Origin of the sequence: Ehrlichia canis str. Jake, assembly GCF_000012565.1 — a bacterium.
Classification (GTDB): domain Bacteria; phylum Pseudomonadota; class Alphaproteobacteria; order Rickettsiales; family Anaplasmataceae; genus Ehrlichia; species Ehrlichia canis.
In genome coordinates this window covers 43,120-58,183 of sequence record NC_007354.1, presented here as the reverse complement: position 1 = coordinate 58,183, position 15,064 = coordinate 43,120, and the positions used below count along the sequence as shown (strand labels likewise).

At 28.4% G+C, this 15,064-nt stretch carries 12 protein-coding genes and 1 tRNA gene; 6 read left to right on the top strand and 7 right to left on the bottom strand.

From position 1 onward, the window contains the following. Window positions 1-174 precede the first annotated feature (174 nt). The 3 genes from ECAJ_RS00255 (at window position 175) to recF (ending at window position 3,905) form a co-directional block, all read left to right on the top strand. Window positions 175-576 carry a hypothetical protein gene (locus ECAJ_RS00255; RefSeq protein WP_011304176.1) on the top strand — a complete coding sequence of 134 codons (402 nt, stop codon included), beginning with the start codon at window positions 175-177 and terminating at the stop codon, window positions 574-576. Between the two features lie 332 nt (window positions 577-908). Beyond that, on the top strand, window positions 909-1,820 hold the full coding sequence (gene argF, locus ECAJ_RS00250) for an ornithine carbamoyltransferase (protein WP_011304175.1): 912 nt from the start codon (window positions 909-911) through the stop codon (window positions 1,818-1,820). Between the two features lie 966 nt (window positions 1,821-2,786). Then, a complete protein-coding gene (recF, locus tag ECAJ_RS00245) occupies window positions 2,787-3,905 on the top strand; it encodes a DNA replication/repair protein RecF (RefSeq protein ID WP_011304174.1) in 1,119 nt (372 codons plus the stop codon). A 532-nt stretch (window positions 3,906-4,437) separates the two neighbouring features. On the opposite strand, the gene ECAJ_RS00240 is transcribed toward recF, so the two are convergent. Next, window positions 4,438-5,223 carry a uracil-DNA glycosylase gene (locus ECAJ_RS00240; protein WP_011304173.1) on the bottom strand — a complete coding sequence of 262 codons (786 nt, stop codon included), beginning with the start codon at window positions 5,221-5,223 and terminating at the stop codon, window positions 4,438-4,440. A 16-nt stretch (window positions 5,224-5,239) separates the two neighbouring features. After that, window positions 5,240-5,797, bottom strand: a complete 558-nt coding sequence (def, locus tag ECAJ_RS00235; RefSeq protein WP_011304172.1) for a peptide deformylase — start codon at window positions 5,795-5,797, stop codon at window positions 5,240-5,242. Window positions 5,798-6,882: 1,085 nt separating this feature from the next. Between def and ECAJ_RS00230 the strand changes: the two genes are divergently transcribed. Together ECAJ_RS00230 and rpsT are read left to right on the top strand one after the other, a co-directional pair. Then, entirely contained in the window at window positions 6,883-7,605 is a 723-nt protein-coding gene (locus ECAJ_RS00230) for a lysophospholipid acyltransferase family protein (RefSeq protein ID WP_011304171.1), read from the top strand. A gap of 160 nt (window positions 7,606-7,765) precedes the next feature. Next, entirely contained in the window at window positions 7,766-8,053 is a 288-nt protein-coding gene (gene rpsT, locus ECAJ_RS00225; protein WP_011304170.1) for a 30S ribosomal protein S20, read from the top strand. Between the two features lie 416 nt (window positions 8,054-8,469). Here the strand turns inward: rpsT and ECAJ_RS00220 are convergent, their stop codons facing one another. The 4 genes from ECAJ_RS00220 to ECAJ_RS00200 form a co-directional block, all read right to left on the bottom strand. Beyond that, complete coding sequence (locus ECAJ_RS00220) at window positions 8,470-9,099, bottom strand: MlaC/ttg2D family ABC transporter substrate-binding protein (protein WP_011304169.1); 630 nt, start codon at window positions 9,097-9,099, stop codon at window positions 8,470-8,472. 351 nt (window positions 9,100-9,450) lie between these two features. Further along, window positions 9,451-10,371: a cation diffusion facilitator family transporter gene (locus tag ECAJ_RS00215; protein WP_044262096.1), complete on the bottom strand. Its 921-nt coding sequence runs from the start codon at window positions 10,369-10,371 to the stop codon at window positions 9,451-9,453. Between the two features lie 27 nt (window positions 10,372-10,398). Continuing rightward, window positions 10,399-10,472 (bottom strand) — tRNA-Val (locus ECAJ_RS00210). A 1,526-nt stretch (window positions 10,473-11,998) separates the two neighbouring features. Next, window positions 11,999-12,661: a heme exporter protein CcmB gene (locus ECAJ_RS00200; RefSeq protein ID WP_011304166.1), complete on the bottom strand. Its 663-nt coding sequence runs from the start codon at window positions 12,659-12,661 to the stop codon at window positions 11,999-12,001. A 113-nt stretch (window positions 12,662-12,774) separates the two neighbouring features. Here ECAJ_RS00200 and ECAJ_RS00195 point away from each other — a divergent pair, with 113 nt between their 5' ends. Continuing rightward, window positions 12,775-13,233 carry a TraR/DksA family transcriptional regulator gene (locus ECAJ_RS00195; RefSeq protein WP_011304165.1) on the top strand — a complete coding sequence of 153 codons (459 nt, stop codon included), beginning with the start codon at window positions 12,775-12,777 and terminating at the stop codon, window positions 13,231-13,233. A gap of 113 nt (window positions 13,234-13,346) precedes the next feature. Here the strand turns inward: ECAJ_RS00195 and ECAJ_RS00190 are convergent, their stop codons facing one another. Further along, window positions 13,347-14,309: a complex I NDUFA9 subunit family protein gene (locus tag ECAJ_RS00190; RefSeq protein WP_011304164.1), complete on the bottom strand. Its 963-nt coding sequence runs from the start codon at window positions 14,307-14,309 to the stop codon at window positions 13,347-13,349. Window positions 14,310-15,064: the final 755 nt, after the last annotated feature.

Genomic DNA, 15,064 nt, shown 5'->3' with positions numbered 1-15,064 from the left:
TATATATAAATAAAATCTCTCATATGCTCAATATAAAGTAACATACTGAACAAGCATGATTAAACACACAAAAGCACAAACTTAACTAGTAAGTGTTTTTTGACACATAAATTATCTATTATTTAATAAAATAACATTAACATTTAAATTAGGTATAATTACTGGTATACTAATATGACAACTACATTATCAAAACGCAAAACACCAACTACAAAATCTACATCAAAAACTAAAAATAAGAAAAATACTTCTACAACAGCTACTACTAAGAGCATACGGAGCAAAACTAGCTTCGAAGATAAAATACAAGCTACTACAAGTACCCCACCAAGTAATAGCAGTAATATCAGTGATAGCAGTAGTATCAGCAGTATCAGCACTAACAACAGTAGCAGTAGCAACAGTAGCACTAGTAGTACTGACAGTACACTCAATAACATGAATTCAATTAATCTCAAGAAAGTAGAATCTGATGAATCAGAAATCAGATATATAACTCCTGGTTCTTCAAAGGAAAGCAGTTTCTTAAAGGACCTATGGTATTCACTCAAAGGATATTTTTCATCTACACAATAATTCAAATTTTGTTTCTATTTAAAGTTTATAACCAACTCTTGTGTATATTGTGTAACTTTGTATAGGAAACAACATTAATTAAGTTGCTTAAACAATAAATATAAGGTATCAAGTATACACAAGTAAAAACTATTGACATCATACGTGTTTTATGTTGAAATGCCCATTCTTTTATATCTAGTTTACACAACAAAGGCATTTTTTAGTGAGCATCTCAAAAGACAAAAAAAGTAAAAATTATATTCTATTATCTTTATTAATAATTTTAGTGGTTATACTATTTTTTACGTCAATAGTAAAAGTTAAATTCTAGAGTTAGGTTATAAAATATTATGAATAAACAAAATATTCATTCTTTCATAGATCTTAATTTACATACAAAAGAAGAGCTAAACACAATTTTGAATTACGGTGCTATAATCAAAAAAAACCCTAACCAGTATAGTAAACATTTAAGCAACAAAAATATAGCCTTAATATTCCTTCAACCATCAACACGGACAAGGATATCATTTGAAGTAGGTGTTAATCAATTAGGCGGAAATGCTATTACTCTCAATGGAAAAGATACTCAATTAATAAGAGGGGAATGTATTCACGATACAGCTAAAGTTTTATCAAGATACGTTGACTTAATAGTCATAAGAATATTAGAGCATGATTCTCTACTTGAATTAAATAAGTATAGTACAGTACCAGTGATCAATAGTCTTACACAGCATAGTCACCCATGTCAAGTTTTAGCTGACATTATGACTTACGAAGAAAAAATGGGTCCTATAGAGAATGCAACAGTAAGTTGGATTGGAGATTTTAATAATATGTTAGTATCTTGGATACATGCTGCAACAGTATTAAATTTCAAACTGAATATTTCAACTTTAGAATATTCAGAAAACCTTGACCTATTGCTTAAACTTGTAAATGAAAAAGGAGCAAATGTTGTATACAACAAAAACCCCTATGATATCATTCCAGATGCAGATATAATAACTACAGATTCATGGGTTTCAATGGGTTTTGAAAACAAAATAAAAACTGAATTCTTCAATTATCAAGTAAATGCTAAACTTCTAGAAAAAGCTAAACCTAACTATATGTTCTTACATTGTTTACCTGCACATAGAGGAGAAGAAGTAACATCTGAGATAATAGATGGACTAAACTCATATATATTTGATGAAGCAGAAAACAGATTACATATTCAAAAAGCGATTATGTTATGGTGTTTAAATCTATTATAGTTTAAATCACACTTAATATATCCTGTCAACTCTTGTGCTACGATATGTTTTTGAAAATGAAAACTAAGGTCTCTATTCTCTAGATATTAGATTTCCAGAAAAAATCAAACCATTATGTAGTTATTACATCGTCTACTTGTAAATAGAGAGTAGATTATTACACAATAATTTTGCAGATAATTTCTAGTTATCCTATAAATGGCACCACTGCAAAAAGAGGGACTGATATCGTGTGTAAGACATGACATTTGTAATAATGAAACTTTACGTATTAGTAGGAAACAGGTCGCATATTCTAGAAATAATTACTTTATAGGACCCTCATAGTAAAACCTAAGTATGCCTGCAAATTCTTGTGTTCTGATATGTTTTGAAAACTAAGTTTCTAACTTTAAGTAAACACTAGATTCACAGAAAAGATAAACCTATATATGGTTCTTACATTGTTTATATAGTACAAGTAAAACAATACTTGAAAAGATCAACCCACTATAATGTATTCAACAACAAAACATACAATAGCTACACATGGATAAAGCAATTATGTTTGGTATAAGGTGCTTTATAACTAAGCTAGTAGCTAATATCTTTAAACATGTTATAGGATTGAAATAGTAAAATCAACTGCAAACACAGCTAATTTTCAAATTACAAAAATTATAAGTTAAATACAATGAAATACTTCAAAATAAGCTATACAGTAGTAAATTTTATTGCTTTACAAGGTTTCACACATGAAATTTATACCTATACAGAATATATGCATCAACTAATCTATATGTTTTAAAAAATTTTCTAAATATATAATTGACACTTAATATATGTAATACAAGAACTGTATCACTCAAATACTTAAGATTAATACAAAACTTTCTATGGTACAGCATATAATAAATGAGTAGTTCTTGCAGAAAAAATTAATATAAGTATACAATTTTTACTCTAAACAAAAAGGAAGATTATTAGATGCCACCTATAGAAAAATCCTATATAAACAATTTGCGATTAGTAAACTTTCGCAATTACTCAAACCTTGAACTGGATACTTCTAGTAAATCAGTTGTACTATTGGGCAAAAATGGGGCTGGAAAAACAAATATACTAGAAGCTATTTCTTTATTATCAAAAGGTACAGGTATTAGAGGAGTCAATACAGAAAGCATGCAAAATAGTACTTCTGATTCTCCATGGAGTCTTTCATATCAAATCCACACACAAAATGGTATTTATCCAATTGTAATTTCACGGAATAATAAGCAACGTAATATTATCATTAGTAACAAAAGCCAAAATTATATTACACTACACAAGATTATAAGCATTACATGGTTGATACCACAATTGGATCATATATTTTTAAAGTCACAAAGTGAAAGATTAAGATTTTTTGACAGGATAACACATATTTTTGATACAAAATATGCCTCATACATTATAAAATACAATAAAGCAAAACAAGAGAGAAGTAGATTATTACATAATAACTCTACAGATAATTTTTGGTTATCAAGTTTAGAGAGCATTATTGCGGAAAATGGTATTAACATTGCACGTACAAGATTTAATGTTATGCAAATACTACAAAGCAGTTTATCTCAAAACAGTCACTCCAATGCTTTTTTTAAAGCTGTCATAAAAATTCAAAGTCAAGTATTTGACTTATTAGATCAAGAAGATTCAATTGAACTATATAAAGAGCACTTAAAAAAAAATAGGGCTAAAGATTCATTAAGTAATTTAGTGAGTTTTGGAGTTCATAATGATAATTTTCAAATATTTCACTTAGAAAAAACCCTCATAGCCAACAACTGTTCAACTGGAGAACAAAAAATTTTATTATTGTCACTCATTTTATCTTCTGTAATAGCTAAACAAAATATTGGGGAATATCCTATATTATTACTAGATGACGTAATGTCTCACTTGGATGCATTTCATCAAGAAAAACTGATAGAAACTATAATAAACATAAAATGCCAAGTATGGTTAACAGATATTGATCTTACACAACAAAATTTTGCAAAATATAGAGAATATTTTAAATTTTTTCATATAATAAACAATACAGCAATACTTTTGACATAACAATTTATGCACCGTCAAAATGCATTTTAAAATAATAAGCATAGTGCGTTATACATTTTATAAAGCAACATTTGACAGTAATAAAATATATTACTTACTGTTCACTGTAAGATATTTCAATATCAGTTGATATATCAAGATAACTATTATTTTAAATGAAAGTAAAAAAATAAAAGGCTAAGATGGATCGGTATTGTTTAATAATGAAATTTATCACAACAGACAAACTTAAGATGCTAGCATCTGCAATTTCTAACCACAAATGAAATAATTTTAAACCACCAGTTTCAATATACAATCAAGAAAATACCAACTTATTTCAATACTAGCTACTTATTAACATAACGATGAGTTTTAAATAAAGACAAAAAGCAAAACTCTCAACAAGCCTACATTGTCTTGATCTCATATCTTTCATGATGGAATGGAGTTTATCGTGTTGTGATTTGTACTATACATTTAAAATCAAATAATAGGTAAACCTAAGATAAACAATATCTTAAATATAAATATGTTACATGTACAAATTACATCATAAACCATCAAAATAACGCTTTATTTGCTTTAAATCCTCCCATGCAATACGTTTTTGCATTGGTTGACGTAGTAAATACGATGGGTGAAATATAATACTTGTAGTAATACTGTTCTGTAAAAATTGGTTATTATATAAATGAAACCTGCCTCTAAGCTTAGATATTGGATTTTTAGAATCAAGCATAGCATAACATGCAGTGCTTCCAACCAGTACTAACATTTTAGGTATAATCAATGCAATATGTTTTTCTACAAAAGGCTTACATACTGCTATTTCAAAGTCTGTTGGCCTTCTATTACCAGGAGGACGCCAAAACACAGCATTACTAATATATACAGTAGTTCTATCAAACCCTATTGCTTTTAACATTTTATCAAGCAACATCCCACTAGCACCACAGAATGGAATACCTTTTAAATCCTCATTTGCACCTGGCGCTTCTCCTATTAACATCATCTCTGCTTTTGGATTACCATCAGCAAACACAGTATTGGTTGCTAAGTTTTTTATATCACACCCATCAAAGGATTCTATCGCACTTTTTAATTGCTCTATATTATTACATTTTTCAGCAAGACTTTGAGCTTTTAACAAATAGTAGGTTTCAGTATTTTCTTTCATACTTATCTTTTTCCCTTCTAGGTTAGACTTTATACTATCAGTATCCTGCAAGGATAGGTTTTTATTTTTTAAAACATGATATTGTATATCTTCTAATGTACAATCAACACCATTTTCATGATAAAACTTTAACACTTCTAATAAGTCTAAATCATCCACAACAAACACCACATAATCATGAAATGTTAGATTTTCTCATTTTTTTGACTTTTCCTATTGCAAAATCACGTTTAAACTTAGATAGATATTTTAAGAATACAATTCCATTCAAATGGTCAATTTCATGTTCTAAACATCTAGCAAGCCATCCTTGTGCTTTTATTATACATTCATTGCCATTATAGTCCAAGTATTGAACCGTAACATACTGAGGGCGTACCACATAATCAAAATAATCAGGAACAGACAAACATCCTTCCCTCAACGTAACTTTTTCTTGTGAAGCATCAACAATTTTAGGATTGATTATGCAGTAAGGACCACCACATAACTCATAACCCTCTATTTGACTTGTAATATCATCAGTCTCTCTAAACTCTTCTGGCACATCAACAACAAGAACACGTTTATGAATACCAACTTGAACAGCAGCCAATCCCACGCCCTTATTAACATGCATTGCTTCGAACATGTCATCAACTAACTTCTTTACTGACTGATCTACTTCTCTTACTTCTTCAGAGCACAGTGATAATCTTTTATCAGGAACAGTAACGATTGGTAAAACTGACATTTATTCCCTTACAATTGTTTGCTCTCAAAATACACCTTATAACATTATATGAAACAAACATTAACATATCAAGATTCACAATGTAGTTTTCAGATTTTAGTTAAAATACTGCAGGTCACTTCTTTTATTATTTGATATTCTACTACACATTAATAACACACTCCCTACAATACAAATTTAAATACTACTAATAAACACTACTCATCATGGAAACCAATTAAGTGACTGACAAACACACATAACAATATACTGTAAATCATAGCAGATTATTGTTTACTTAACACTGGGTAAATGTATTGCAAAATTTGTAAGCTTTACCTGATTTTTCCATAGAAATACTCATATTACAAACACTCTTTGGCAAAATTTCCGTACCAGTACATGATCAAACATAGAAGATGATATAAATACCTTTGTAATACTTACTAAGTATGTACTAGAAATACATAAGAAATAGAAACACCACATTGGCTGCAAAGCTAAAAAATAACGTCAGTACAGTTTGAAAACTGAAAACAATATCAACATATATTTGTTCAATGTATTGTTATTGATGACAAAGCAAAAGTTTTATTATATCAGTATTTTAAGTGACGTTAATAGTTCATCTGTCAATTGTCTGTTACTAGTTTGCTTTTCCCACTCAACAATGCTTTTGTGTGCCATAGTACTGAAACTCATAATGAGCATGTTGAGAAGTCAATACAGAAAGCACGCAAAACAGTACTTCTGATTCTTTATGGAGTCTTTCATATCAAATCCACACACAAATATGTGTCATGCTATTTTATTGTTACATTAAAAAACCAAATTGAAACTACTACTCAAGATTCATTTTTAATATTCTCAATCTCATTAAAATAACAAAATATACAGTATATATTCCATAGCTTTGGTAAATATAGCCAATACCAATATAACGTTCAAATGTTTGATTACTTTAACTTTATTAAGTGGTAACCTTGCAATATAGATATAAATTATGGGTAAGCAACACTGACATTTACTGCCACAATATCAAAAACTATTTGTTGTCTAGTACTACAGATTATATCATACTGCATAAAACTAATGTTGAACTCGTAATGTTATTCTATATATTATCAGTGCTTTTTACAATACTGCATGCCATAACGATTCTTCCATTATATCTAATATTCCCAATGTCATTAAAAATAAAGTGTTCAGTTTATGGTATAAAGGTAATATTATTCTTGTGCAAAACTATAGACAAAGTAGACTATGAAATACGAGGCTATGAAAATTTACCAGATGACTCCTCGTACATTATTGCATCAGAACATCAATCTCCTTTAGAAACATTAATATTATTTACTACACTTAAGGATCCAGTATATGTTCTTAAAAAAGAACTCAGATATTTGCCGTTCTTTGGCCTATATTTTATGCTAATAAAAATGATATTCATCAATCGTCAACAAAAAATCCAAGCTTTAAAACATATGCTAAGTGCAACAAAATCACGTGTAAAAGAAGGAAGGACGGTTATAGTTTTTCCGCAAGGGTCAAGAACAATACCAGGAGAAAAAATTAGTATAAAACCAGGTATAACAGCCATATACAATCAATTATCAATCCCCATTGTACCAGTAGCAGTTAATACTGGCTTATTCTGGCCAGCTAGTATTTTATCATTTAAAAAAAGACCAGGCAAAGCTATTATACAAATTCTACCACCGATCTATCCAGGATTAAGTAAACAAGAATTTACAAATGAACTTGAAACAAGAATTTCAACAGCAAGCAATTCATTAATTAAAGAAGCTTTACAGCAAAACTCTCTATGAAAAACTATCTGCTATTCAAAAGAAATGCTTTATATTCTAAAGTATAATGATTGTCTTTTACATATTCGTTCTAAATATTACAAAAATATAAAAGCTCTTGCATTGATTAAAATTTACTTATAGAGTTATAATGATTAAGTATAAGATAGGTTATTTAAGTATGGCAAATCACCCAAGTGCTAAAAAAATGATTAAAGTAATAAAAAAACGCACTATGGTAAATCGTATGCGAAAAAGTAGAGCGCATAACTATGTAAAGAAGTTTTTATTAGCTTTAGCTGCAGGGAATAAGGAGCTCATGGTTGAAACTTTCAAAAAAGCTGAGTCAAATTTGCATAAGTGTGTCAATAAGAAAATTATACATAGAAATACTGCAGCAAGAAAAATTAGTCGTATGGCTTTAAAGTTAAAAACTTTTGACTTACAACAACAAGCAAAAGCTTTATAATTTTGTGCAATAGTAAAGTTTAGTAGGTTAGCATTACATGTAGTGCTTACAGCTTCTAGTAATTTTCTCTGTATCACATAAGTTTACTATTAGTAGCTAATGGTAATTAACTACCAACTCAGTAATTCTCCTTAATTCCATTATATATTCCCATGGGATCATTTACTGAATAACAGTTAAAATTGCTGCAGTAGAAGAGAACTTTATTTAAATTTAAAGATAGTGAAGTTTGCTGTTGGTAGCGCAAGAATATCAATATATCTCTCAAGTCAGCATAATTGTTAAATTAAAGCAAAATACCATGCTGACAGCAGCTACTCTATCTTCATAAATGTTACAACAAAACTGATCATGATAAGAAAATGATAGATATTGATGTAACTTTCAATTTAACTTATGCATTATTGGCAGAAAATTTAGTATTTAGCAGCAGAATTTTCTGATTGAAAATAACTGAGCATACCATCAATACCTTGCTTACTCACTATATTCTTAATCATAGAACGCTGAGTTACAGATAAACTAATAGCATTATTAACCCTTAGATCAGATAACAAAAATCCATCACCAGCGCTTATTAGCTTAAACTCAACTATTATAAAATTATGATTATCATTTTCACTTGATAATCTAGTGTTAATTAGATAGTGACCTTCTTTTGGATTTTTAACAGATAAAATACTCATATCATAGGTAGAATACTTACATAATTGTTTACTATACATTCGTTTAACGTATTGACCATATTCATTAACAAACTTTTCTTGCTCATCGGTAGACATTGTATTCCAATATGATCCTGCAATAAACTTAGAAATTTCTCTTATATCAAGCACTCTATCAACTATAGATTGAATGCCAGCATACAATTCAGCTTTATCTTTGATCTCTTGAGTAATAATTTCAATTTGATTCTTTAATGTAACAATAAAATAGCATGGCCTAATATACTCATTACAAGCTTCAGTACTGTCGTACCCAAAAGCATTGTTAAATAGAAAAAACAAACTAATAAAAAACAATTTACAGATAAAATTACTAATCATCACTATCACTTAATACTATAATAAAGCCGTTTACCTTGTCACTAATTGTTAACATATAAATATATATTATTAAATTTATTATAAAAAATAACAATTACTCAAATGACAAGAGACCACACACAGCATAACATCAATTAATAAATATATACTTAATGTTAAGTAATATTCGATAACTACATATCATATATAAAATATTAATAGAGAATGTTATAAAGAATTATTACTACAACTCAACATTTCAAAAATTAAAATTAAAGAAGCTACACCAAGATTTTTATTTTTTATTATTAGCAATCTCATTACTCTATAATATTAGTTAATAAGCAAAACCTTACTTCAATACTACACTCATTAATTATGAGCTATTTCTATCATAACACTATCATCTGCACAATTATCATATTCAGCTTCAATAGTGACATGAATAATATTAAAATTTTCGCTAAGTAATTTTTTCACAGATACCACAACTTGACTATATTTTAAACTGTTATCCACAATTGCCTTATCAAGTTTAATATGCATTGTCATAATTGGATGATCTGTAGTTAAAGACCAAATATGAATATGGTGAACATCTAGAACTCCAGGTATATTTTCACAAACAGATGTTCTAATTTTATCTGGGTTTACATTATCTGGAGTGCCTTCAAGTAAAATATGTCCAGAGTTCTTAATAATCCTATACGCCCCACCCAGTATTATAATACTTACAAAAACTGACAAAAGAGGATCTACTATTTCCCATGAAGTAAACATAATTACTACAGACGCAATAATCGCTGCAACTGATCCCAATAAATCACCTATAACATGTAATACTGCACTTTTTAGGTTTAAATTGTTCTCATTCTTTCTATACAATAGAAAAAATGACACAACATTTGCTACTAATCCTAATACTGCAACAGACATCATAATTTCCCAACAAACTTTCTCTGGTGAAACAAATCGCTTTATTGACTCCAAAATGATCAAAATTGCTATACCAAACAAAGTTAAACCATTAATAAAAGCAGCAACAACTTGAAATCTATGATAACCATAAGAACGACATGCGTCTGATTTTTTCATAGCAACCTTATAAGCTAACCAGCTTAGTAACAAAGAAATAAAATCAGTAAACATATGTCCAGCATCTGAAAGTAGTGCTAAAGAGTTTGATATTATCCCTCCAATTACTTCCGTAACCATTGTAATAATGATAATAAGAATGGCATATATGAGTTTATTTTCATGGCTAGAAGTTTTGTCTTTATGAATAAGGGACATTTTATAACCACATTCCATTCAGATCAGTGGGCAATACTGGATTCGAACCAGTCACCTCTTGCACGTCAAGCAAGCGCTCTAACCAAATGAGCTAATTACCCAATGTTTAACATAATAAGGAATATCTTATGAAAGTCAATCATACTTAATATTAAGCTCAATTTGATAAAATGAAACTAACAGTATAGTTATAATCAAGTTCTTTATGTCAGATACTTTCAACATACTAAACAGCATCAAATAAACTTAAAATACACAGCAAACTCAATTGTAAATTGTACAAAAGTAAGCCCTCTCTCATGAAATACCACAAAATTGTAATTATCAATAACAGTAACATCACATTTATAAAACACATATAACCATACCCACATCCAGCCCACTTGTGAATCAATATTAATGAAGTAGTATGATAAGTAAGATAACCTCTCATAGATTTCACATATATTAAAGCCATCAAACAAACCACATTAAAACCATTATATATGGCATATACCTACATTGAAATCTGAATTGAAAATGGTGCAAATATTACATAAATGACAGTAAATAATTCAGGGAATATAAATTGTTCCACACAAACATTTTAAAACTATAGAATAAATGGTATCAAATCACCATATAAAGTACACTTTTACAGTCAATAACTTACCAACTTATAGATATAATAATAATTAAGTGATCAACACAAGCAATGTTACCTCTTGCTTTATACAAAATATTCCTAAATTTATAGAATCAATGCCATGACATTTATATTAAACATACTATCACAGCTAATTATGTTTAACAGCAAACTTAAATGATGCAAATGTGATTTGAGTATACTAAACTTGGCAATTAATCCAAGTATCACAATGCAATACTTCTAAAACCATTAAATAAACAGTATTAGAATTATCATACTGCAGCGTACTGTTAAGATTAATTTCTCAGCAATTTTAATTCCCTGAATGTTACTAACATGATAACAATAATTAACATAAGTAACATACATTCTTGTGTCTCAAAGTATCTTTAGATTATTGAAGAGACACCACCACACTAATTTCTCGACATAGTTAACTCTAAGTAATATTAAAATAAGTATATATAAATTCTCCAATGCAAATATTTTTTTAAACTACTGAATATTAAGAATATTAATATTGAACATACTATGAAGATAAATCATACGCATCAGCAACTTTAAATAGCAAATTATACAAAGATAATATCGAGTTAAATTAAACTAGTGATGTACAATCAAAATAATATAATGAACACGAAAATATTTCTAAAACTATTAAACAAACCAGATTAAAAGCATTACATTGAAGTACTCTATTATATTAATTTCTCAGCAGGGTTAATTCTAATGTTACAAATGTGATAGCAATAATTAACTCAAGCAACACAAATTCTTATTGTATTGAAATATTACAGATTTTGCATAAACGACATTTAAGCTATTAGAAGTACAATACTACATAAATTTCTTAGCAGGTTTAATTCTAAATGTAAAAAATATTATATGATCGAACTAATTATTATTAACTAAAGCAACGTTAAATTCCTATTCTATGTAGATAGAATATTGAGTAAATAATATTAACACTATTACATTAAAACATACTATTAAAGATGATTAATCATGTTCAACAGCAAGCTTAATTGAAAATGATACAAATATGATACTGAGTGGAATTAAACTTGCTATAAGTAATCCAAGTAACATTAAATTTTCTTCATACAAACCATTTCTTAAACTCTCAAACAAAAGGCTAAAATATATTAATACTGGTATCATGATGGGTAATGTCAAAATTTGTGCTATAATCACACCATATCCTCTCCCTAATACCAATGTATCACCTACAGCAGATATAAAACTAATGACCAGCAAGCTAATACTTAAAGATAATCCCAACACTAAAGTAGCATATATACTACTTCCTAAAATTACATAATCTATAAACATTGAAATAATACTTACTGGTATTCCTACATAAATCCAATGTGAAAAAATTTTAAAAAAAATTACTATTTCCGGTATGCGATCCTGTATCAACATTTGCTCTAAAGACCCGTTAGCATAATCATTTTCAAACAAATTACACATAGATATATGTATAGTAGAAATACTACAAACCCATAAAATAGTGGGTAGAGCTTTTACTATTTCAGTATTTTGCATAGTAAACAACGCTGTACTAATGATTAGTACAAAAAGTATAATCGCATTTAAAAGATTACACTTTCTACTCATTAATAACTTTAATTCATGCAAAAACACAGTACTACCGCACATTTTTAGACTATTATTTACAAAAACACCTTTATTATATCACATATCATACATGAATTCTTAATCAACTATATTTAAATTATTATTTCAGTTGTATCACTAATAAGGAATACATAATGTTGAAAAAAGACTATAATACTGCATTCCCTGAAGATGAAGATGACAGCAATTACATGAATCACAAACAATTGGAATATTTCAGACAAAAATTGATCAAATGGAGAGAAACATTGCAAAAGGAGTCTGAAGAACTAGCTACAGAGTTATTGCGCCCACAAGTTGATGCAGATTTAACAGATATGGCAACAAGAGAACATAATATTGTACTAATTTTAAAAAACAGTAAGAGAAACGAAGCATTGATAGTGGAAATAAACAAAGCTATTCAACGTATAGATGATGGATTATATGGTTACTGTGAAGAAACTGGCGAAAAGATTGGTATTGCAAGACTCGAAGCAAACCCAATAACATTGTACTCAATAGAAGAGCAAGAAAGGAGAGAAAAACAGCAAAAACTTTATAGCAATGATCAAGAAAGTGATTTTAATAACAACTTTTTAAATGATAATTAATTGTTACATCTCAACTGCGAATGATAATATATCAAATTTAGGGTATGTAAATTACAACTTATTAAAAAATTTGTAAGTACTTGAATGCAAACTAGTTCACACATTTATACATATTAGAAGTTCTTATAAATTTCCAGATATTTAGGCACTATATTTTCAATAGTTGAACACTTTATTCCTGCTTTTCTCAAACTATTTGTAGAGTACATATCACGTGATTCAGTCATACCTCTAATAAATTTCACTTGATCCCTCGTCAAAATTGGATCTGTATTTCCAGTAATAAGTTTAAAGAAAATAGACATTATTTTTAACTCACAAACACAAGCTAAAATATCCGCTACACTAAAAGGAATATTTATTAGTATATTTTTCCTTTTTATAATGCTCAAAATAAAATTCAGTAGTTCTTTAAATGAATAAGTACGTGGGCCACAAACATTATATAACTTATCTGTAACTGCATTATTAACAATGTAAAATACAAATTTAGCAAGATCATCAACATATATAGGTTGAAAAACTGCACGCCCACCTCCTATTACTGGCAAGAATGGAGAAATCATTGTTAATTTTGCAAACTTATTAAAAAATCTATCTTCTGCACCAAAAACCAAATTAGGTCTTATAATAACGGCATTAGGAAAAGCTAACTTTACAAGATTTTCCCCAATTAACTTACTTCTCGCATAGTGAGACTGCTGTACTTCATCAATTCCCATAGCTGAAAAATGTACCATCAACTCAACATCACAACTCTTCGCAGCCTTAGCAATATTTTCCGCTGCTTTAGCATGTATATCATAAAAAGTAGAGTTTTTTGTACTGTATAAAGTACCAAGCAAATTTACAACAACATGACAACCAAATATGTTATTCTCTATCTCTTGTACATTAGTAACATCACCGCTTATAACTTCTATTTGTCCCAAATTACCACATAATTTCAATTGCTTTGCCTTTTCTGGATATCTAGTAAAAATTTTGATTATATATCCATTTTCAGCAAAATACTTTACTAAGTATCTACCTATAAAACCACTCCCACCAAATATAATAATACGCCTTATAGACATATAAATACCTCAATTTTACAAGTAACTACATCACAGAATCATTTAACAGTTTTTTACGAAAAGCCTTAGAAAAAAGTAACTATACTAAGTCTATAACTATTTTTTTATACAACTAAAATCGCAAGCTCTAATGTAATCTTTTTATAACACAAATTTATAATATCAAAAAAATAAAATTTCCATTAAGGCATAGACATCACTAATATAACTCATTGCTGAGCAACATAAATATATACACAACTAAAAAGTTAGCCTTTTTGCATTTACTCATCAGAACTTAATTCTATAACATTACTATCCAAAATCTACAATAATTCTTTACTTAAATATTTTAATAATTAACAACGTAATGTTTTAAAATACTCTACAACATTAATAACCATATTAAAAGTTCTGATATTAACATACCAATATGTTTTTCCACACATACTAATAGCAATAGAAAATATAGTAAATCATCAAAAATTTTTAATATAAGAGATAATTAAGCTGATTTAGTACCATATAATAGCAGTACAACGTAATGATATTTTATTAGATTAAAACCAAAGTTTGCTTAATTATATAGTATTGCTGATAGTTGTAGTATTGAAATTACTTAATGTTATTAAAGCTGTGTAGCAATGGCATTTTATCTAGTTAACAATCTGCTATCAGTAAGTTATGTTGTACTTGAGAGTATAAAATCTGAAATTCCTGAATTTAATTTTGTCCAATAACATACTACTGCTGTTATTGTGATTATAATGTTGCAA

Excerpts from the sequence above, each read along its gene's own strand:
- ECAJ_RS00230 (WP_011304171.1), top strand. The coding sequence starts at position 6,883 with ATGTTATTCTATATATTATCAGTGCTTTTTACAATACTGCATGCCATA.
- ECAJ_RS00220 (WP_011304169.1), bottom strand. The coding sequence starts at position 9,099 with ATGATTAGTAATTTTATCTGTAAATTGTTTTTTATTAGTTTGTTTTTT.
- ECAJ_RS00255 (WP_011304176.1), top strand. The coding sequence starts at position 175 with ATGACAACTACATTATCAAAACGCAAAACACCAACTACAAAATCTACA.
- ECAJ_RS00195 (WP_011304165.1), top strand. The coding sequence starts at position 12,775 with ATGTTGAAAAAAGACTATAATACTGCATTCCCTGAAGATGAAGATGAC.
- argF (WP_011304175.1), top strand. The coding sequence starts at position 909 with ATGAATAAACAAAATATTCATTCTTTCATAGATCTTAATTTACATACA.
- def (WP_011304172.1), bottom strand. The coding sequence starts at position 5,797 with ATGTCAGTTTTACCAATCGTTACTGTTCCTGATAAAAGATTATCACTG.
- ECAJ_RS00215 (WP_044262096.1), bottom strand. The coding sequence starts at position 10,371 with ATGTCCCTTATTCATAAAGACAAAACTTCTAGCCATGAAAATAAACTC.
- ECAJ_RS00200 (WP_011304166.1), bottom strand. The coding sequence starts at position 12,661 with ATGTGCGGTAGTACTGTGTTTTTGCATGAATTAAAGTTATTAATGAGT.
- rpsT (WP_011304170.1), top strand. The coding sequence starts at position 7,766 with ATGGCAAATCACCCAAGTGCTAAAAAAATGATTAAAGTAATAAAAAAA.
- ECAJ_RS00190 (WP_011304164.1), bottom strand. The coding sequence starts at position 14,309 with ATGTCTATAAGGCGTATTATTATATTTGGTGGGAGTGGTTTTATAGGT.
- recF (WP_011304174.1), top strand. The coding sequence starts at position 2,787 with ATGCCACCTATAGAAAAATCCTATATAAACAATTTGCGATTAGTAAAC.